General features: G+C 51.9%; 16 protein-coding genes. 7 read left to right on the top strand and 9 right to left on the bottom strand.

The window, feature by feature from the left end; all coding sequences use genetic code 11:
* Positions 1-112: 112 nt before the first annotated feature.
* The 3 genes from IR195_RS05950 to prmB are packed head-to-tail and all read right to left on the bottom strand — an operon-like array spanning position 113 to position 2,648.
* Positions 113-523 carry a hypothetical protein gene (locus IR195_RS05950; protein WP_125746642.1) on the bottom strand — a complete coding sequence of 137 codons (411 nt, stop codon included), beginning with the start codon at positions 521-523 and terminating at the stop codon, positions 113-115.
* A gap of 60 nt (positions 524-583) precedes the next feature.
* Positions 584-1,675, bottom strand: coding sequence for a chorismate synthase (gene aroC / locus IR195_RS05945; RefSeq protein ID WP_146945235.1), 1,092 nt, complete (start codon positions 1,673-1,675; stop codon positions 584-586).
* A gap of 13 nt (positions 1,676-1,688) precedes the next feature.
* A complete protein-coding gene (gene prmB, locus IR195_RS05940) occupies positions 1,689-2,648 on the bottom strand; it encodes a 50S ribosomal protein L3 N(5)-glutamine methyltransferase (protein WP_125746638.1) in 960 nt (319 codons plus the stop codon).
* A 170-nt stretch (positions 2,649-2,818) separates the two neighbouring features.
* Between prmB and IR195_RS05935 the strand changes: the two genes are divergently transcribed.
* On the top strand, positions 2,819-3,385 hold the full coding sequence (locus tag IR195_RS05935) for a Smr/MutS family protein (RefSeq protein WP_125746636.1): 567 nt from the start codon (positions 2,819-2,821) through the stop codon (positions 3,383-3,385).
* A gap of 9 nt (positions 3,386-3,394) precedes the next feature.
* Here the strand turns inward: IR195_RS05935 and IR195_RS05930 are convergent, their stop codons facing one another.
* On the bottom strand, positions 3,395-4,438 hold the full coding sequence (locus IR195_RS05930) for a patatin-like phospholipase family protein (protein ID WP_206049016.1): 1,044 nt from the start codon (positions 4,436-4,438) through the stop codon (positions 3,395-3,397).
* Between the two features lie 34 nt (positions 4,439-4,472).
* Positions 4,473-5,351 (bottom strand): alpha/beta fold hydrolase, encoded by an 879-nt coding sequence (locus IR195_RS05925; RefSeq protein WP_206049015.1) that lies wholly within the window; start codon positions 5,349-5,351, stop codon positions 4,473-4,475.
* A gap of 494 nt (positions 5,352-5,845) precedes the next feature.
* Between IR195_RS05925 and IR195_RS05920 the strand changes: the two genes are divergently transcribed.
* Both IR195_RS05920 and IR195_RS05915 read left to right on the top strand, forming a co-directional pair.
* The gene (locus IR195_RS05920; protein ID WP_146945246.1) at positions 5,846-6,271 is read left to right on the top strand and encodes a LexA family protein; all 426 of its coding nucleotides are present in this window, start codon (positions 5,846-5,848) and stop codon (positions 6,269-6,271) included.
* On the top strand, positions 6,268-7,614 hold the full coding sequence (locus IR195_RS05915; RefSeq protein WP_206049014.1) for a Y-family DNA polymerase: 1,347 nt from the start codon (positions 6,268-6,270) through the stop codon (positions 7,612-7,614). The genes IR195_RS05920 and IR195_RS05915 overlap by 4 nt, the downstream gene beginning before the upstream one ends.
* Here IR195_RS05915 and IR195_RS05910 read toward each other — a convergent pair.
* Entirely contained in the window at positions 7,576-9,039 is a 1,464-nt protein-coding gene (locus IR195_RS05910) for a sodium-dependent transporter (protein ID WP_206049013.1), read from the bottom strand. The two genes, IR195_RS05915 and IR195_RS05910, sit on opposite strands and share 39 nt — an antisense overlap.
* A 157-nt stretch (positions 9,040-9,196) precedes the next feature.
* Here IR195_RS05910 and IR195_RS05905 point away from each other — a divergent pair, with 157 nt between their 5' ends.
* Together IR195_RS05905 and IR195_RS05900 are read left to right on the top strand one after the other, a co-directional pair.
* Entirely contained in the window at positions 9,197-10,483 is a 1,287-nt protein-coding gene (locus IR195_RS05905) for a M20/M25/M40 family metallo-hydrolase (RefSeq protein ID WP_206049012.1), read from the top strand.
* Between the two features lie 956 nt (positions 10,484-11,439).
* Positions 11,440-12,240 carry a MipA/OmpV family protein gene (locus IR195_RS05900; RefSeq protein WP_125746624.1) on the top strand — a complete coding sequence of 267 codons (801 nt, stop codon included), beginning with the start codon at positions 11,440-11,442 and terminating at the stop codon, positions 12,238-12,240.
* A 237-nt stretch (positions 12,241-12,477) separates the two neighbouring features.
* On the opposite strand, the gene pdxR is transcribed toward IR195_RS05900, so the two are convergent.
* Positions 12,478-13,944, bottom strand: a complete 1,467-nt coding sequence (gene pdxR, locus IR195_RS05895) for a MocR-like pyridoxine biosynthesis transcription factor PdxR (RefSeq protein WP_241006801.1) — start codon at positions 13,942-13,944, stop codon at positions 12,478-12,480.
* A gap of 105 nt (positions 13,945-14,049) precedes the next feature.
* Here pdxR and IR195_RS05890 point away from each other — a divergent pair, with 105 nt between their 5' ends.
* Together IR195_RS05890 and IR195_RS05885 are read left to right on the top strand one after the other, a co-directional pair.
* Positions 14,050-14,826 carry an aldolase gene (locus tag IR195_RS05890; protein ID WP_206049011.1) on the top strand — a complete coding sequence of 259 codons (777 nt, stop codon included), beginning with the start codon at positions 14,050-14,052 and terminating at the stop codon, positions 14,824-14,826.
* A gap of 10 nt (positions 14,827-14,836) precedes the next feature.
* Entirely contained in the window at positions 14,837-15,718 is an 882-nt protein-coding gene (locus IR195_RS05885; protein WP_206049010.1) for a dihydrodipicolinate synthase family protein, read from the top strand.
* A gap of 708 nt (positions 15,719-16,426) precedes the next feature.
* Here the strand turns inward: IR195_RS05885 and IR195_RS05880 are convergent.
* The gene (locus IR195_RS05880) at positions 16,427-17,113 is read right to left on the bottom strand and encodes a type 1 glutamine amidotransferase domain-containing protein (RefSeq protein WP_125746618.1); all 687 of its coding nucleotides are present in this window, start codon (positions 17,111-17,113) and stop codon (positions 16,427-16,429) included.
* A gap of 108 nt (positions 17,114-17,221) precedes the next feature.
* On the bottom strand, positions 17,222-17,959 hold the full coding sequence (locus IR195_RS05875) for a MauE/DoxX family redox-associated membrane protein (RefSeq protein WP_206049009.1): 738 nt from the start codon (positions 17,957-17,959) through the stop codon (positions 17,222-17,224).
* Between the last annotated feature and the right edge of the window lie 155 nt (positions 17,960-18,114).

Raw genomic sequence — 18,114 nt, 5'->3', positions numbered from 1 at the left:
GGCTCATCACATGGCAAAATTGCTGCACTGCAAAAAGAGTAAACGCTGTAATGCTGCTTTGCAACATTCTTGGCAGTACGCTCAACAACGCTACACATTTCACATGACAGTTCTACCCTTTAGTGCGAGAGCGCGAAGAAGCCGTCGCTTTCGCTTTGGAGCTTCTCGCACTTGATGCGCTTCTACCTGACGCTGCTGACTTGGTAGCCTCTTGAGACTCGCCTTGACCTATGCCGCCATCCTGTTCGGCACCGCTGCCGGAGGAGCCCGCTTTGCGCAACATGTCCAACATCATCTGTTGATATGTGCCGAAGTTGGCTAACCCTTGGGACAGACCTTGTTGCATCATCGGCTGCTGCAGGAAAGGACGCATTAGACTCATAGGGTCGTAGCCATCCACCCCTGACTCCATTTGCCGCTGAATATTTTCCAGCAGGCTTTGCTGAAACGCCTCAACATCCGGTAGCCCTAGCGATTGGCGAAACTCATCCGGTGTCAGGTCAAATTCAACGTTGATCTTCATAGGCGACTCCTTAACCATCTTCCTAGAGTGTAGCAGCGTTACGCTAGGCGCACCGTGCTGTTATTGTTGTTCTAAACGTGGCGTGTCAACGCTAACATCTCCATTCTGTCCACGATGACGTAGCCAATGATCTAGCAGTGTGATCGCCATCATCGCCTCAGCGATAGGCGTCGCACGAATACCGACACACGGGTCATGGCGGCCTTTCGTTATTACCTCAACTGGCTGACCATGTACATCAATTGATCGCCCTGGCGTGGTAATACTTGACGTTGGCTTCAACGCTAATCGAGCGACGATCGGCTGGCCACTGGAGATTCCGCCCAACACCCCGCCCGCGTGATTAGATAGAAACCCTTCGGGCGTCATCTCGTCGCGGTGCTCGCTGCCACGCTGAGCAATGCAACCAAATCCAGCGCCGATTTCTATCCCTTTTACCGCATTGATGCTCATCAAACCATGCGCCAGATCAGCATCTAAACGGTCGAAGACCGGCTCGCCTAACCCGACCGGCACACCGTCGGCAATCACGGTTATTTCAGCGCCTACGGAATCTTGATCCCGACGCAGCTGATCCATATAGGCTTCAAGTTCGGCCACTTTGTCCGGGTCAGGGCAGAAAAAGGCATTTTCGGCTACCGCGTCCCAGGTTTTGAATTCGATTTTAATGGGCCCCAACTGGCTCATATAACCGCGAATCTGAATCCCTTGCGCGGCCAGTACCTGCTTGGCAATAGCGCCAGCAGCAACACGCATGGCTGTTTCTCGCGCGCTAGAACGACCGCCGCCCCGATAGTCGCGGTGACCATACTTATGATGATAGGTGTAGTCAGCGTGGGCGGGACGGAATTGATCTTTGATTTTAGAGTAGTCTTTGGAGCGCTGATCGGTGTTCTCGATCAATAAACCAATCGACGTCCCCGTGGTTTTGCCTTCAAACACGCCAGAAAGGATCCGCACCTGATCCGGCTCTTTACGCTGAGTGGTGTGTCGAGAGCTACCTGGACGGCGGCGGTCTAGGTCGATCTGCAGGTCTGCTTCACTGATCGGTATGCCAGGCGGACAACCGTCAACAATAGCGCCTAAAGCAGGGCCGTGACTCTCACCAAACGTGGTAACGGTAAATAGCTTGCCAAAGGTATTGCCAGACATGGGCGTTAGTTCCTTACACAAAAGACGCCGCATGGGCGTCGAGTTCAGCGGCGCTCAAGGCAAAAACACCCTGGCCGCCACGCTCGAATTCAAGCCAGATAAAGGGTACTTCAGGGAAAGCAGCCTCCACATGGCGGTCGGAATTGCCAACTTCAACAATCAGCCAGCCCTCGTCGGTTAGGTGCTGGCGTGCCTCACGCAGAATGCGTCGCACGATATCCAACCCGTCGTTACCAGCGCCTAACGCCAGAGCAGGCTCATGGCGGAACTCGGCAGGCATAGTGGCCAGATCACGCGCATCCACATAAGGTGGGTTAGATACGATCAGGTCAAAACGCTGCCCTTCCAGGCTATCAAACACATCGGATTCGACAGCCCGCACGCGATCACCAACGTCGTGACGGGTAATGTTTTGACGAGCAACCGCTAAAGCATCCTGGCTAATATCCGCCAACGCCACTTCGCAGGTAGGCAACACCAATGCCGTGGCAATGCCGATACAGCCAGACCCGGTACATAAGTCCAATACTCGGGTGGGCGGTTCTTCCGGGAACCATGCAGCAAAGCCGTCTTCAATCAATTCAGCAATAGGCGAGCGCGGAATTAACACGCGTTCGTCAACACTGAACGGGAATCCTGCAAAAAAAGCCTCGCCTAATAGGTAAGGCAGCGGGCGACGAGTCGTCACCCGCTCTCGCGCTAGTCGGATAATGCGTTCGCGCTCTACTGGCAGCAAACGTGCATCCAGCACAGCCGGGTCGACGTTCCATGGCAGATGCAGTGCGCCTAAGCAAAGCGCAACGGCTTCGTCCCAGGGCGATTCCGTACCATGCCCATAGTGCAACCCCGCCAGATAAAACTCGCTGGACACCCAGCGTAAGTAATCGCGCAGTGTAAAAAGCTCGCTCACCAATGCCGATTCCGGCAACGAAAGCATTGAATGGGAGGTCTCATCATTGAGATGCGTGGTCACAGCGGCTCCTGGCGTGTAAAAAGTTCATGGAAGGATTGTACCTTTGACGCCGTCTGGTTCACAGCGCGTGGTTCACGGTGAACGGTTCACAGCAACGACAAGCTCGCTATACTGTGCGCTTCTCAATTATGCTTATTTGTTAACACTTCATTTCTCTATTTGAGCCGACCATGACGCGACACCTGCCCAACGACGACGATATCAGTGCCTTTCGCCAAGCGCTGCAGGCAGCAGGCGTGCGCCGTATTGCCAGTAATCAAGCTGACACCGGCAAGCCTAAGCGCAACGACGAAACTGCCCTGCAAGCACGTCGACAAGCGGCAGTAGAGAGCAACACGCTGCAAACCAGCGGTCGCACGACCGACGGTCGAGTAGAGGCGGTACGCCCCTCAGAGTATCTGGAATTCAGCGTGCCCGACCTACCTTGGCGCACCTTTAGCCAGTTAAAACGTGGCCAAACTGCGTGGCAAGCGGGGTTGGATTTACACGGTTATACCCTAGAAGAAGCGAGGATTGAGCTGGAAAGTTTTTTGCGCGACGCCGCTGCACAAGGCATGCGCTGCGTTCTAGTCGTGCATGGTAAGGCCTGGGGCACCACCTCAGACTTTCCGGTGCTTAAAAGCCATACCAATGCGTGGTTAAGAGAGTGGCCCGGTGTCTTGGCGTTCTGTTCCGCCACCGATATCGATGGCGGTACAGGCGCAGTGTATATTCTACTGCGTAAGCGCGGGCAGTAGACGGCTATGTCACTCGGTCGCATCCGACGCAATGCTAGGCATGCGGCGCTCTAACGCTTCATCAGCAAGATGCCGACCCAGCCGAATTAATTCATTAGCGCGGTGAAACTCGTAAGTGCTGCAAACAGTTTTGGGAATTTCGATCAATACATCCGGCGGATAGCCTGCGATTTTATATTTCGCCAGCGCCGCCTGGGTGATATCAAACGACTCTAGAATCATATCGAGCTTGCCCCATTCACGCCGACCACGCAGGTCAACGGTTTCATCAACATCGCTCTCTTCACCATTGCTACCCCCCAACCCATCCCACAGACGGCGCGTGGTGGCACGCACATCGTCCATCCAACCGCCAATATTAGCATCACGATCGCGCTCTAACGCAGTGCGGCTGTCGCTTGTATCTTCGCTGGGTAACAACTCTGCTAAGGTGATCGGTTGTGGGCTGTGCGCCGTCACGTTAACCGCCACGACAAAATCAGCTTCGTGGGTGGCTAATATCGGCATGATCGGCAGTGGGTTTAGCAAGCCGCCATCAACGAGTACCTGGCCCCCCACATGTACCGGCGTAATCACGCCGGGGACTGCAATAGAAGCACGGATTGCCTGGAGTAAAGGGCCGTTTTGAAACCATACTTCACGTTGACGAATCAGATCCGTCGCGACGGTCGTTACCGGAATAGGCAGGTCCTCGATCAGCATATTGCCGACCAGCTCTTCTAACTTGCTCATGACCTTATTCGCGCGCATGGCGCCCATCGGGCTCCAGGTAACATCGACCAGTTTGAGCACGTCTAAATAGTCCAGGTTGCACACCCACTCCCGGTATTCAGGCAGCTTTCCAGCGGCATAGATACCAGCAATTAGCGCGCCCATAGAGCAACCGGCAATCGAAATTATCTCGAAGCCGCGCGCTTCTAATGCTTCGATAACACCGATATGGGCATAGCCCCTGGCCCCTCCACTCCCTAATACCAGCGCAACCTTATTACCGCCATTCAAGCCGCTGCTTGCCACAGGTGCTTTAACAACATGCGCTACTTTTTTCTTCATCGTCATCTTCCTAACGCGAGCAATCAGGTACCCGCTACGCTTGCTGACTGATTGTGCTGGCCACGCGATGCACCGATTGTGGCTCAAGGTGCAGATGATGGCCACCCGCGAGTACATGGCGCGTTAACTGTGGTACTGCTTGGCGCGCTTTTGCTGCCCAACCCCGTTCGCCTAAAATACCTCGCTCCCCCTCTATCAATAGCACCGGGGCTTGAATCTCCGCCAGTAGCGCCAACACCTGCTGGGGCGTAAAGCGCACCAAAGAAGGCTTTAGTAAACGGCTATCCGTGCGCATTTGCACATGCCCATCGGCAGTGGCCTGGGTGTTACGCTCGACAAGTGGCGTGGCGGTGATGCTGTCCAGCGGCGTGACACCTCCGGCTACCCGCGCGGCAACTGCACTCTCAACATCGGGATAACGAGGAGGACGGGAAAGCGGCCGCCGATAGGCCACTAGCCCTTTACGTAGTTGGCTGGCCGTCTCTTCAGCAGGTGTATTTAATGCGCCTAAGCCATCTAACAGAATTAGCTTATCCACCTTCTCAGGCAACGCTGCCGAGACTAGGCAAGCCACGGCGGCCCCCATCGAGTGAGCAAGTAGCGTCGCCTTTTCGATCTCTAATGACTCCATAGTATCCAGCACGTCGTGGGTATAGTCCCATAGTGCATAGTCGCTTCCTGCAGGCGCATGAGCTGAGTGCCCGTGACCACGGAAGTCGATCGCTACAATGCGAATATCCAGTGCTTTCACCAACAGCGGCGCCAGCCGGCTGAAGCTCGCCGCGTTGTCTAGCCAACCATGCAGCGCCACCCAAGTAGGCGCAGTGCTACGCCCCCAGCTAAGCGCCGCCAGCCGACCATTTGCCAGGGAAAGTGGCTGCGCAGCGGTAGCAACGTGGGTCGATTCATTCATAAACAGGATCTCTTAAAAGCCGGATAACCAAGCAATGTTATATACGTCAGATGACGCTCTAAGACGTAAACGTTACCATGCTAAGCGCAGCGCATCTGCCGCTTTATGCGGATAACTCTTGCGTGCTGCGACTACTTCGAAATGCTCTTAACGATGATGATCAACAGGAAAATGACTATGAAACCACGTCGTGACACCCGCGCTCGCAATCTTGTGTTCTTGATTACCGTGATCAGTGCGTTGGTGGTTGGCCTGTGGCTTGCTCGCTAATCCAATAGCTCCCTTGAGCCAATACTCCCCAGACACACAGCGCTGAGCATCGCTTGCAATTTTTCTCCCATGAATAAATACTGCCCTCAAATACTGGTTATAAAAACAGTATAAAAGTACATTATTTATTCATGAGGATGCCGATGATGCCGTCCCAACCCGCCTCATCAGAAACAGTCACGTTTACAACAAGTACGTTAACAACGAGCACATTTCCAACAACGATGGTTGCGACAGCCCTGCCGTTAACCTCTCAGCCGTTGCCATTTCCAACGTTACACGGCCGTGCTGGGTTTAGCGGCTTCCCCTCACCTGCTCAAGATTACGAACCACGCACGTTGGATCTCAATGAGCGGTTGATTAAACACCCTAACCATACGTTTTATCTCACCGCCGCGGGCGACAGCATGGAAGGCTGGGGGATATTTGAAGGTGATTTGCTGGTGGTAGATCGCAGTATACCGCCCCGCTTAGGGCATATTCTGGTCGCCATGTTTGAAGAGGAAGTACTGATAAAGCGTTATGCGCTCTATCAAGGCACGCCACACCTCTGCTCGGCACATCCTCACTATCCACCGCTGCCGTTAGAAGAGACAAACTGCCAGCTATGGGGGGTGGTACGCGCTGTGGTGCATGAGTATTTGCCATGATTGGCCTTGTTGATGCCAATAATTTTTATGTTTCCTGCGAGCGCGTTTTTAACCCCGCGCTTGAAGGCAAACCCGTGGGTGTGATGTCGAATAACGATGGCTGTGTGATTGCCCGTTCGGCCGAAATGAAGGCCTTGGAAATTCCCATGGGCACTCCCTCTTTTCAGTTGGAAGGTTTGCGCCGACGGAGAGAGATTCACTTATTGTCATCTAACTACGAGCTATATGGCGACATGTCCGCACGGCTCGCCCAGCTACTGCGGGATGCCTGTCCAGACGTCGCGCCTTACTCTATTGATGAAATGTTTATCTACCTGGATGGCTTCAGCGACGCTCAATGCCAAGCGCTCGGGGAAGTTATCCGCCGCCGTGTTCGCCGCTATTTAGGGCTGCCCGTATGCGTAGGGCTGGCACCTACCCATACGCTAGCCAAGCTCGCTAATCACGTTGCCAAACAGCAACCTCACTACCAAGGCGTCTGCCTACTCACTGCCAATAGCCCGACCACGATGGCGCTGCTTAAACAGCTGCCGGTGAATGACGTATGGGGCGTCGGCAGACGCTTAGCAGAACGGCTTGCAGTGAGTGGTATTCGCACGGCGTGGCAGTTGCGGGAGTGCGATCCAAAACAGCTTCGCAAACGATTTTCAGTGGTGCTTGCACGTACAGTGTTAGAGCTACGTGGCACCTCCTGCTTGGAAATGAACGCACTAGAAGCGCCGCGTCAGCGTATTATGACATCACGCTCTTTTGGCCAAGCAACCGGGGTAAAAGCGGAGTTGCACGCAGCGCTGCGCCGCCATGCTCAGCGTAGTGCCGAAAAACTGCGCCAGCAGAAAAGCCTTACCCGCGCCGTGTTACTGTTTCTAAACACCAACCGCCATCGTAAAGACCAGCCTCAGCTTTCACCTAGCGCGATGATTCCACTGGCATCGCCAAGTAACGATACCCGCATCATTTTAGAAGCCGTTCGCGAAGGGTTGGAACAGATGTATCGGCCGGGTTTTCAGTTTATCAAAGCCGGTGTCATGCTATTGGACTTAGTCGATGCACAGCAGTATCAGCTTTCGCTGTTGCAGCCTTCACATAAAGCGCACCCGCACTTAATGAACACCGTTGACGCGATTAACCAGCGCATGGGGCAAGGCACGATTCGTTTTGGAATGACAGAAGCGGAAGCACCGTGGCAGTTGCGCTGTGCACACCGCTCTAACCGTTACACCACCTGCTGGGACGAACTCATGGAGGCAGGCACTCACCCTGGCGCCATTGCAGCTGCCAGGGCGAAGCGTGAACAACAGCGGCTAGCGCGAGCGCAGCGCTTGGCGCAGCCGCGGGCTTAGAGTCTCCCCCACTGCGACCATGACCAGCAAAATCGCTAGCAGCCACGGCCAATGCACCGCGAACGAAACTTGGTAAAGCCCTAAGGCATCAGCAAAGATAACCAAAATACCCAACGGGCTAACGTAGCGCACCATGGTCAGCCATAGCGTATAAGGCAACGGTGCGAGGCCCAGTTCGTCGCGGAAGGTTTCGCTTTTCAGCACAAATCCCGCCAACACGACCGTACCCAGGCCACCCAGCGGCATCATCCAGCGCGAGGTCAAATAATCCAGCCAGTCAAAGAAGTTTTTACCCGCCAGTGTCCAATCAGCGCCCAGGTTAAACGATAGCATCGCCAGCGTGCTGATCAGCCATAGCACGGTGCCCGTCGCCCAAGAGGCCGATTTACGGGTCATGCCTTTGTTATCGCATAACCACGACACCGTGGCTTCCACCATCGAAATAGACGAGGTCAGCGCCGCCATCGAGAGCATCAAGAAAAACAGAATGCCAAATAGGGTGCCCATGGGCATCGCCTGGAAGGCCAGCGGCAAGCTCATAAAAATAAGCCCCGGCCCTTCACCAGGATTCATTCCGTTAGCAAAAATAACCGGGAAGATCGCCAGCCCCGCCATTAGCGCAACCACGGTATCAGCAATGGCCACGCTTATCGTGGTACGCCCAATGGATGCTCCTTTAGGCAAGTAGCTACCGTAGGTCAGAATCGCACCGGATGCCAACGACAAGGTGAAAAAGGCGTGGCCCAACGCCGCCAGCATGCCTTCACTGGAGAGGCTTCCCGCGTTAAACGAGAACAAGAAACTCACTGCCTCGCCAAACCCACCGGAAAACACCCCAAAAATAATAAGCAGAATGAGCATGAGCACCAGCCCGGGCATCATCCAACTGACGTTTTTCTCGATACCTTCCTGAACGCCTTTGCCCACAATCACCATGGTCAGCACTGCCACCAGGGTGCTCCAACCGCCCAGAATAAACGGGTTGGCATTATTGGCTCCAAAGACCGCCGCCATGTCATCAACGCTACTGCCTGCGAGGCCACCGGTGAGCATTTTCCATAAATAGGAGAACGACCAACCTGCGACCACAACATAAAACGACAGAATCATAAAGCCGCAAAGCATCGCCATCCAACCAATCAGCGACCAGGCAGAAGAGCGGCCAGACTCATTGACGACACGCCGTATCGCATCAATCGGGCTGCCGCGCCCACGCCGACCAAAGGCAATTTCGGTCATCATCACTGGAACGCCAACGGCTAAAATGCACGCCAGATACACCAGCACAAAGGCCCCACCACCATACTCCCCGGTGATATAGGGGAATTTCCAAATATTGCCCAGCCCCACCGCCGAACCGGTGGCTGCCAGCATAAAGCCCCAGCGGCCCAGCCACTGAGTGCGAGGTTGCCCAGAAGACGCCATGACCTTCCACCTTGTCAGAAAAAAGCGCCTATCCTAGAGGATTTTATAACCAAAGCCCAAAATTCTTGTCTCACTCGGCGAACCAGCCATGCACATCTGAAGCAAGAATCTGGCAGACTAGTAAGCGATAAACACCACCCAACGGAGAGTGCTTAACATGAGCGACAGCGCCAAACCCTGGACGCAACCCATGCCCGACGCGCAGTTCAACATCATGCGCGACATTCTTGCCGCCCCTAGCCCGGTAGGCCTGGAAGGCGCCATGACCTACGGCGTACTGAAGCCCTACTTTGAAAGCTTCGCACCCAGCGGCTGGCATCTGCATCAGTTTAAAGGCAATGCTGGCGTAGTGCTGGACACCCACCCTGATCGCGATGACATGTTCAAAGTGATGATCATCGGCCATGCAGACAAAATTCGCATGCAGGTTCGCTCGATTGGCGAAGACGGCAAGATCTGGATCAACACTGACTCCTTCTTGCCCACCGTACTTATCGGCCATGAAGTGAAGCTATTCAGCGAAGATCCTGACGCTCCCGGCAGCTACCGCTGCATCCAAGGCGGTACAGTAGAAGCCCTGGGCGCTATTCACTTTTCTGATCCTGCACAGCGCGATGGCAGCAAAGGTATCAAAAAAGAGCAGATCTACCTGGACCTGCAAATCCATGGCGAAAATAAAAAGCAGCAAGTACTGAATTTAGGCGTTCGCCCGGGTGATTCGATTATTTTTGACCGCCCCATTCGCCCTGGTTTTAGCCCGAATACCTTCTACGGCGCTTACCTGGATAATGGCTTGGGCTGCTTTGTTACCGCAGAAGTGGCAAAGTTAATCGCAGCAGCTGGCGGCACCGAAAACGTACGCGTACTGTTTGCCATTGCCAGCTACGAAGAAATTGGCCGTTTCGGCAGCCGCGTATTGGCTGGTGAACTAAAGCCAGACGCACTGATTGGCGTAGACGTTAACCATGACTACGTAGCCGCCCCCGGTATTGGTGATAAACGCATGCAGACGCTGGAAATGGGCAAAGGCTTCACGATGTCTGTAGGCTCGATTGCCAGCGAACAGCTCAACCGCATTATCGCCAGCGCTGCCAAAGAGCAGGATATCCCCCTACAGCGGGACATCGTCGGTGTGGATACGGGTACTGATGGCATGGCAGGCGTGCTGGCCTCGATTGATAGTGCAGCTACCTCAATCGGCTTCCCGATCCGCAACATGCACACTATTTCCGAAACCGGCAACACCCAGGATGTGCTCGCAGCAATTCACGCGCTGACCCACACCTTAAAAGCATTGGATGCCCTGCCTGACCTGCAGCGGGAGTTCCTGGACAACCATCCACGGCTCGACCAAGCCAGCCCGCTTAGCCATCAGGGCAGCGACAAACCTGATACTGATGAAGCCCCAAAAACGTCAAAGCCCAAAAAAGCAAAAAAGCCGTGAAAAGAAAGTTAGTGAAGAGCTAGTGAAGAGCTAGTGAAGAACAAGTGTAGCCAAGCACTAGCCTAAAAAAGCCCCGGCCATTCCTGGCCGGGGCAGCAGTATTTCCTCCATAATCCTTCTTCACAAACGTCCTGTTCGTGCATCCCTGGTTTAAACAAGCCATCCTGCTTGTTCGTCCTTAACACTTTTCCTTGTGTTGCTACCTACCTTGAACCTCATATATGTCAAAAACATTAACCTGGGCTATCAAAACATAAGTTTTTTAAATTTTTCACGACCTGCTCACCAATAGATAGCAGCTTATATAAATAGCGAACTAGCCGTTTGCTGTTTATACTTTTTAAGCATCGTCACGGATGCATTTCTACACGGACGTTACCACGACTGAGCCCATTAACTCGCTTGCAGTAGGAGGTCAGCGTGAGACATATCATGATCAGCCCGACAGTCTATGGCGTGGATATTATTTGCCGCCACTGCGGCAACGCAGAATCCTCGACAACGTCGTACCTAAAACGATTTCGCCTTGAGGGCACTGGCAAAAACAGCGCGACACTACGCTGTATGAATTGCCAAACGGCAGTATCCACACCATTAAGCAAACTCAGCGCACTGTTTTATCATCACGCTTGTTAGCTAGCAGTGCCGTTTGCCCATAAAAAAACCCCGACCATCGCACTGGCCGGGGTTTTATCAGTTCCTCCCTGATCTTTCTTCACGAACCTCCTGTTCATGCATCCTTGTGCACCACAAGCACTCCTTGCTTGCACTTCCCTATAGCGCTATCCCTGCGCCATGTGCACACAGTGAGCCCTATAGCCGTTGAGTTATCTAACCTAAGCTATGAAATAGAAAATAGTTTCAACTCATGAGCCACACAGGTCTCTAGAGTGCTTGCAGTAGCTTGAAACAAAAACATACAATCTCGCAGGTTTAAACAATTTAAAGGACACCCCGTGACGACTCTCGTTTCTCGTGCGACTCAAAGCACTTCTAACGATAAGGGCCTCACCCCCTGGTTAGCAGCGGCTTTCATTAGCATCGCATTCGCTGCCCCCGCCTTGGGGGACAGCTGGGAAGGCAGTATAGGCGCAGGCGTAACCTACTCACCTGATTACCTGGGCAGCGACGACTATGAAACACAAGCGTGGCCTGTCCTTAACCTGACGTACGGCGATCAGCTCTCAATCAATGTGCGCGACGGTATTGAGTGGCACGCTATCCGTAGCGGAAACTGGACCGCATCTCCGTTCATTGGTTACACCTTTGGGCGAGACAACAAGGGCGATATCAGCCGGTTTGAAAAAGTCGATGACGGAGCCACGTTAGGCTTGCGGATTAGCTATCAGCAAGGGTTCTGGCGTTATAGCGTTGCAGGCAGTACGCCGGTAAGCGGTGACGTTGAAGGCGCGAAATTTTCCGCCAATGCTGTTATGCGTATGCCTGTGAGTGAACGGACATTTTTCACGCTATCGCCCAGCGTTACCTATTCAAACGAGAAGTGGACCGAGTCGCTATTTGGCGTATCAATGCAAGACAGCGTACGTAGCGGCGTGGCTGCTTATAACCCAGACAGCGGTTACTGGCGAATGGGGGTGAATGCCAGCCTTAGCTATTTCCTAACGCCTGAATGGACTGCTACCGGTTTCGTAGGCGCAACCCACTTGACTGGCAGCGCGGCCGACAGCCCAATCGTTGATGAACTAGGTAGCGATTGGCAAGCTCTCACCGGAGTATCGCTAAGCTATCGTTTTTAAAATCGGTCGTTTTTATAATCGACCGTTTTTAACATAGGCAGTTGGCCATGCCTTAATAAGGCTAGCTTTTGGGGCGTACGGATTTAATGGTTGATGGGGCACTTTAGCCCTATCAACCTGATACTGCCCTCAGATGGTTGACAGAATCCTCCCGTAGCCGAGCTCCTCTGCCCTGTGGTGTGTCGACATAACAAAGCAGAAACTAAACACTCATACCTGCCTCCTGTTGACTCCTACTCATTCTGATACAAGCAGGGCCTTTGAAAGCTGTTCTACTGACTGCGTAATCTCAGCTTTACTCAATGCTCCGAACCCAAACCTTAGGTGGGTCGGTATAATCTGATCATCGTTGTAAACGGTGCTTAAAGTTGAGTCTTTGCCGGGAAGCTGTTCCAGTACCTTCCCATTAACAAGCTTTGAAATATTTACCCATATAGCCATTCCTCCTGTAGGCAGCTTAAAAGAAACCTTATCACCAAAAAAACGGACGAATTCTTCTGCAGCGAAATTACGCCTTGCCTCATACTCCTTGCGCGTTTTTCTGATATGACGCCTGACTTCGCCTGATTCCATCAGATTTGAAAGCACAAGTTCAGATACCGCATTACCCTGCCTGTCAATCAATACGATTTCCTGTGCGGCACGCTCAATAAACTGAGCATCGGCCGCCATATATCCAAGTCTTAGACCAGGAGCAAAGACCTTCGACATTGAACCTATATGAACAACATTCTCAGAGTTCGGTAGGCTTGCGAGCGGAGGAATTGGGTTCGTTTCATAGTGAAACTCATGATCATAGTCATCTTCCAGAACCGCAAACTTGTATGTTTTGGAGAGTTCCAGAAGTACCAGCCGCCTGCTCATGTGCATACAAACAGTTGTAGGATACTGATGATGGGGGGTGACATAAATGGCTGCGACTGAATGTTCAGCCAGTATCTCTCTCAAGTGTTCTATATCTAACCCTTTATCATCAAGCCTGCATTTCAAGACTTTAAAGCCATTTGACTCAAACGCAGCTCTAGCGGGCAAATAACAAAGGTCCTCCATGACGATGGCACCTTTTCCCGGATCCAAAATACGAGAAGCGAGATAAATCCCCATTTGACTCCCTCTGACAACACAAACCTGCTCGGCAGAGCAGTTCATAAAACGGTCGCCGGATAGCATTTTCGCGATCGATTTCCGCAATTCAATGCTCCCTTTAGGGTCGCCATAACCCAGCTTTGATTGACGGCTAAGGTCTATACACACCCGTCGATAGGTTCGCGCGAGCAGCTCATAAGGGATAAGACGAGAGTCCGGAGTACCATCATTCATTATCGGTATGTTGTTATAAGGGCCGCGTGCCTCCTGGTAGAGTATTTCAACCAGCTCCGAGGCCGATTTTGTCCTGTCGGTACTGTTGACCAAGTAGTGGTCTGACGTGGACAGTCCTTGCTCGGGAAGGATTTCAGAAACAAACGTACCCGACCTAGAGCGTGTCACCAGCCACCCCTGAGCTTCCAGTTCTTCGTATACCTGCTGTACGGTTTTCCGATTAACGCCTAGTTGCTCGGCTAAAACGCGGGACCCCGGCAACATGCTGCCGGGCGTCAGCCGCCCTTCCTTAATATCCGCCGTTAACGTGTTCAACAGCTTTGAATGCAAAGTTTTACCAGAGCTGTCTTCCAGCCACAGCTGAGTTTGCCAAGGTCTTAACATGTCACCCCTCCTCTGGACCACTTAAATTAAAAAAACTGGCCCTTATTAAGGGTCCAAAACGGCGATATTGTACAACCATTATCAAAGCCACCTGAGGAAAAAAGCATGAAGACCGCCACTAAAGCAAAACAGGAACTAATGCAGATCGCAGAAAGCAATATGCAAGAGCGTATACAAGACATAGAGCTGACTGTTCGTGAAAAACTCGCGCTGACATGCCGAATCCTGTTCGATAAAGGTCACGATTCAGGCTTGGCAGGCCAGATTACCTGCCGTAGTGAGCAGCCCAATACTTTTCTAACTCAACGACTGGGTTTGGGGTTTGATGAAATTACAGCCGAAAACTTGTTAATCGTTGATCATGACCTCGAGCTATTGGCTGGCAAAGGCATGCCCAACCCAGCCAACCGTTTCCATACATGGATCTATAAAGAGCACCCAGAAGTTAATTGCATCATTCATACCCACCCTACCCATGTGGCCGCATTGTCGATGCTAGAAGTACCACTGGTCATTTCCCAAATGGACACTGCCGCTTTGTACAACGATTGCTCGTTCGTTGCTGAATGGCCAGGCGTCCCTGTTGGAAATGAAGAGGGCGTATTAATTTCAAAGGCGCTGGGTAATAACCGAGCTGTATTTCTTGCCCACCACGGACAACTTGTAACCGGCAAAACGATTGAAGAGGCCTGTAACTTGGCCATCCTGATCGAGCGAGCGGCAAAACTGCAGCTTCTAGCAATGTCTGCTGGTCAAATTAAGCCCTTACCTCATGACCTGGCCCAGGAAGCACATGACTGGGTATCGTCCGACAAACGAAACAAAGTGAATTTTGCTTACTACGCAAGACAGGCTCTAAAAAATCACCAAAACTGCATTTAAGGGGTAAGTCATGAACTTATCAGGCATCATTGGCTATCCGGTAACTCCCTTTAGCCAAAATAATAAACAGGTAGATCTCAACAAACTCGGTAGCGTGATAGATGTGCTACTTGAAGCCAAAGTAGATGCTATTGCTGCATTAGGCAGTGCCGGTGAGGCCGCCTATTTGAGTGAAGAGGAGTGGAAGCAGGTCGCTGAATACACTGTGAAGTATGTTGCAGGTAGGGTACCTGTGGTCATTGGTATCGCAGAGCTTACCACCGAGCAAGCGGTTAAATACGCGCAGCATGCCCATAACATCGGGGCCGATGTCATTATGCTCTCTCCATTTTCGTATTATAAATTGAGCGAGGCTGAAATCTTCCAGCACTACGAAGCAGTCTCAAGCGCAAGCCCGCTGCCCATAATGGTTTATAACAACCCCGCTACCTGTGGCGTGGATATGAGTCCCGAATTCATGCTTAAAATGGTCGACAGCATACAGAATGCATGCATGATCAAGGAAAGCACTGGCGACATACAACGAATGCACAAGATCTACACATTATCGGATGGCAAAGTGCCCTTCTTTAATGGCTGTAACCATATGGCGTTAGAGGCTCTCAATGCAGGTGCCAGCGGTTGGTGTACAGCAGCTCCTTGCCTGATAGGCGATAAACCGAAACAACTGTTCGACGCGGTCAAGAGCGGTGACAATGAGAAGGCTAAGGCACTGTTTTACCAGCAATACGAGTTTCTTGAATTTATCGTTTCATTCGGCCTAGCAGCAGCAATTAAATCAGGGCTTACACTTCAAGGAAAAGAAGCAGGTAACCCAAGAAAACCGCTTCTTCCTTTAAACAAGACAGCGCAACAGCGGCTTCAAAGTATGTTGGACAATCTGAATCAATAGAAGATAGAAATAGTGATATACGATGATTTTCAGTCCAAATGGCTGCTCTTAAGCAGCCGTTTATTACGCTCGATTTCGTGAACTTTGTCAGGGCTAATCGACAACGGACCGATTACCTTACAGCTTCGAGCGTTGCCTGGCTGCTGCAAACTCTTGGATAGCTAGTTTTAACCTTTGGAGCCTACCACTCAACGACTACTCATGTCTTTCACGGGTAAGCTCCTTCCCCTTCAAAACCATTCCATTAACCCCTCCCTTTTGGCTCTTTGAGGTTTATTCCTTTTTCGCATTACAAAGCATGTAATGCGCGCCGCCTTATTTTGCCTTGATGCATCTCAACAGCTTCACCAAGAGATACTTTAAGCTCATTAAAAACACTCATAATAAAACCTCTTCCTTAAGTCATTTGGTAAGCTTTTTAAACTCGGCTTTTTCTACCCTTGTTAAACTATCCTTCGTAGACGTTGGGTAAGCTAACACCAGATAAATGAAATCTACTAAAGCCAAAAAACAAATAACCCTAGCACTACCGCTTTAGATGAGTTATCCCAAAATCACGATTACCAATGGTAGGCACATCACAATGGCCAAGACCAGGATGTCGGCACTGCTGGAAATGACTGCTTGAGCATGGCTTTTCATAGTTGCATATGGAAACGGCGGGCATCATGCCCGCCGTCATGCTTTCTAACGCTAAAAAAGAACTACTTAACGCGCCAGCCATGCCATCAGTGCTTCAGCAGTAGCCGCAGAAGAAGGTGGATTTTGACCGGTAATTAGCTGGCCGTCTTCACGCACATACGGTGTAAAATCATCTGCTTTGCTGTAAATAGCGCCGTTCTGTTGCAACGCATCTTCCACCAAATGCGGAACAATATTCGTCAGGCCGACCGCCTCTTCTTCGCCGTTGGTAAAGCCTGTGACTTGGCGCCCTTTTACCAGTGGTTCACCACTGCTGTTTTTTGCATTAATCAACACGATAGGTGCATGGCAAACCGATGCCACTGGCTTGCCCTGGGCAATAAAGTTTTCGATCAGCTGGATAGAGTCTTTATCGTCAACCAAGTCCCACAGCGGGCCATGGCCACCAGGGTAGAACACAGCATCGAAATCATCAGCACTCATATCGCTAAGGCGGTGCGTTGCCGCTAGCGCCGCGTTCGCTTCATCATCTTGCTTAAAGCGCCGCGTTTCATCGGTTTGGCTATCGTCTGCGTCACTTTTTGGGTCAAGTGGCGGCTGCCCTCCGTTTGGCGAGGCCAGCGTTACGTCTGCACCAGCATCTTTAAAGACATAGTAAGGCGCTGCTAGCTCTTCTAACCAAAAGCCAGTTTTTTCGCCGGTGTCTCCTAACTGATCATGGGAGGTCAACACCACTAAAATACGCTTGCTCATCTAATAACTCCTAAGTGTGAAGCGTGCGATAGCGTCTCGCGTTACTTATCCTACCTTGGGGCGTGTTTTCCGGGTTGCAAGGCGCATAACCTTTTCTACTCACTTGCGTTACAGCAGACTCTTCAGCGGCATCCATAACCCCATGGCAATCATGACAAGGTTTTCCGTCAGCGAAATAAAGCCCAGCGGCACATTGCTATTCCCTCCCGCACAGGCACATTTCAGTTCTCGCTTATCGATATACACCGCCTTAATCACCGACACAGCACCCACCGTACCAATGAACAGTGCCAGCGGCGCTGCCAGCCAGATCAATGCCCCCGCCAGCATCAAGACACCCGCCAGGGTTTCCGCATAGGGGTAAACATACCCATAGGGCACATAGCGCTTGGCCAGCAAATCGTAATTCAGAAACATGGTACTGAAGCTTTCCACGTCTTGAAGCTTCTGCAACCCAAGCAACACCATGGCACTAGCCACTGCATATTCAGGTAATCGCGCCGTCAATAGCGCCCCATGGGCCAGCCAGCTAATCGCCAAACCAATCAACAACGCCGTGGCAAAAATGGCGATCACTGGCCGATAGGATGTTTCCTGAGCACTCGGCACGCTTAACCCCAAATAATCGCGCACCTCTTCATAGCCACCGATGCGCTTATCATCAATATAGGTTTGCGGCGTCGTACCGACCTGCTCTTTCGCTTTAAATGCATCGGTTTCGTCGCGGGATGTTAACGGGTGGTCATGTACCTCGTAGCCCTTACGCTGCAGCAATGAAACGGTTTTCAAACCAAAGGGGCACTGGTGCGCATCCGTTTTCATGCGATAAATATGTGCCGTTGCCATGCTTCCTCCCTGTTGTGCAACAAAGTGCAGCCCATCATTCGCTGCCTAGGTATAAGGGTAGACACCTTAGCCAGTCTTGCCGAACAGCCTTTGGCGCTGACTCGTTACCTTCGATAAGATAACGCGGTGAACTTCTTTTTTAGGTTAGCGAGCAC

This window comes from Vreelandella venusta (genome assembly GCF_015689495.1).
Classification (GTDB): Bacteria; Pseudomonadota; Gammaproteobacteria; order Pseudomonadales; family Halomonadaceae; genus Vreelandella; species Vreelandella venusta.
The sequence above is the reverse complement of the archived record's forward strand: the minus strand, read 5'-3'. Positions and strand labels throughout refer to the sequence as shown.